This is a genomic window from bacterium (assembly GCA_024228115.1).
Lineage (GTDB): Bacteria > Myxococcota_A > UBA9160 > UBA9160 > UBA6930.
In genome coordinates, this window is record JAAETT010000533.1 from 1 (window position 1) to 1,611 (window position 1,611).

Annotated in this window: 3 protein-coding genes; all 3 read left to right on the plus strand. The window is 59.7% G+C overall.

The window, feature by feature from the left end:
* On the plus strand, window positions 1–265 hold a 265-nt coding region (locus GY937_21930), incomplete at its 5' end, for a hypothetical protein (GenBank protein MCP5059372.1).
* A 274-nt stretch (window positions 266–539) separates the two neighbouring features.
* Window positions 540–1,055 (plus strand): hypothetical protein, encoded by a 516-nt coding sequence (locus tag GY937_21935; GenBank protein ID MCP5059373.1) that lies wholly within the window; start codon window positions 540–542, stop codon window positions 1,053–1,055.
* A partial coding sequence (locus GY937_21940; GenBank protein ID MCP5059374.1) for a hypothetical protein occupies window positions 1,042–1,611 on the plus strand: 570 nt, incomplete at its 3' end. The genes GY937_21935 and GY937_21940, both read left to right, overlap by 14 nt.

Here is a 1,611-nt window from a genome sequence, read left to right on the forward strand (position 1 = left end):
GGCTGCGAACACGATCATCCAGGGCCACGGAGCTGATGTGCTGAAGCTGGCCTGTTGCCGGATGGCTCAGGCTGGGCTCGATGAGTTCTTCGTGCTCCCTGTTCACGATGAGGTGCTCTTCTCAGTTCCCGAAGGTGCCGTAGAGGAAGTGACCCGGCTCGCAGTAGAGCTGATGGAAGACCGACTACTACCAGTGCCCCTTACTACCGAGGCAAGCGGTCCGCTTGATCGATGGGGCGACAAGTACCGAGAGGACCAACCATGACATGGACACCCAAGCAACATCCTGGAGAGTTGCACCGGGCCTTATACGTCTGGAACTTGGGCAAGGACAAGACCAACATCTCCGACGAGGCACGGAAGAGTTGGTGGGCTGACCTAGTGGTCGCCTGCCATGACCTAGTTGAGAGCAACAAAGGGTATCTCCGAGAGTTCTGCTCATACGACAACCCAGATTGCACCGGAGAACCCATTGGCCCTGGCTACGAAGGGTTGTGCGCTAAGTGCGAGGACTCTTACGTAGAGGCAGAGGAGCGAACATGGGACTGAAGCTGAGTGGCTGGCGCTCAACCTGGCCCGAGCAGGCCCCCGCCCAGGTTTACATAGCCGTAGACCCAGGGGAGACAACGGGTGTCGCAATCTGGAACAGGAACAGCCCCCACAGTATAGAACTCTGGGAACTTGCGGAGTTGGCGGGCTTGGTGGAAGTGATCACAGACTGGCACGTTCCAGAGTCCGACATATGCGTGTTCACTGAACGGTTCGACATAGGGAACGAGACGGTCAGAGTCACCCCACCGGTCGACTCCCTGTACATCAACGGGTGGCTAGCACTCACGCACGGCCCTGGTCACTACACCGAGATCGGTCGAGCTGACGCCAAGGGCTTCACCTCCAACGCCAAACTCAAGCACTTCGGGTGGTGGCAGAAGGGCCTGAAGGGCCACGCTCACGATGCAGCCCGAGTGCTCGCATTCGCCATGGCCCACTACAACGAGCCCTGGATGTTGGAGAAGCTGGAGAGCTACATGGTGGTGACCGATGCCGAGGACTGAAGTCCACCTCGATGACAACCGCTGGCTCATCCGCACTTCGATCAGAGACACCGCACCCATGCGCCTCATCGCCGGGGCTAGGGCCAAGCCTTCAGACTTGCTGGAGGTGGCTGAGTGGACGGTACCGGCCACGGTCGAGACCGCCAAGCAACTGAAGTTCACCTTCCCAGGAGCGGTGTGGTTGCCCGAGGCCAAGGCACACAGAGGGTTGCTAGCATCTCTACGCAAGGAACGCATCGGGCTCCAAGAGGACCGTGACCCCAGGAAACTGGAGACACCTACGGGAACCAAGGAGCTAGCCCCATTCCAAGCCTTGGGAGTTGACTGGCTGTTTGGTGTGTCGGGTGTGCTCGCTGATGACATGGGCCTGGGCAAGACAGTCCAGCTATCTGTAGCAGCGCAGCGCCACGCCCTTTACAAGTTCTCCTCCCTGGTGCTCTGCCCTGTTGCAGCCCTGGGGGTGTGGGAGCAGCACCTCACCGAGTGGACCGACATCAAGCCCTTCCGCTTTCACGGCCCATCGCGGGCCAAGGCCCTCACTGCCTTCCATGATTAC

Excerpts from the sequence above, each read along its gene's own strand:
- GY937_21935 (MCP5059373.1), top strand. The coding sequence starts at position 540 with ATGGGACTGAAGCTGAGTGGCTGGCGCTCAACCTGGCCCGAGCAGGCC.